The organism is Pseudomonas sp. PS02288 (assembly GCF_029959715.1).
In the GTDB taxonomy this organism is placed as follows: domain Bacteria; phylum Pseudomonadota; class Gammaproteobacteria; order Pseudomonadales; family Pseudomonadaceae; genus Pseudomonas_O; species Pseudomonas_O kuykendallii.
In genome coordinates this window covers 1-419 of sequence record NZ_JASCPA010000130.1, presented here as the reverse complement: position 1 = coordinate 419, position 419 = coordinate 1, and the positions used below count along the sequence as shown (strand labels likewise).

Sequence of the window (419 nt, the reverse complement as noted above, 5' to 3'; positions counted from 1 at the left end):
CGCTACTACGCCGGCTGCATCCGCGCCCAGGAAGGCAGCGCCGCGGAGATCAACGAGCACACCGCGGCCTACCACTTCCACGAGCCGCTGGGCGTGGTCGGGCAGATCATCCCGTGGAACTTCCCGCTGCTGATGGCCGCCTGGAAACTCGCCCCGGCGCTGGCCGCCGGCAACTGCGTGGTGATGAAGCCGGCGGAGCAGACCCCGCTGTCGATCACCCTCCTGGTTGAAATCATCGGCGACCTGCTGCCGGCGGGCGTGCTCAATATCGTCCAGGGTTTTGGCCGCGAAGCCGGCGAGGCGCTGGCCACCAGCAAGCGCATTGCCAAGATCGCCTTCACCGGCTCCACCCCGGTCGGCTCGCACATCCTCAAGTGCGCCGCCGAGAACATCATCCCCAGCACCGTCGAGCTGGGCGG

1 protein-coding gene is annotated in these 419 nt (G+C 68.3%); it reads left to right on the top strand.

Features of this window, described 5'->3' with window-relative positions:
• Nucleotides 1–419, top strand: a 419-nt coding sequence (locus QMX85_RS23365) for an aldehyde dehydrogenase family protein (protein ID WP_282344942.1), incomplete at both ends; no start/stop codon positions are given.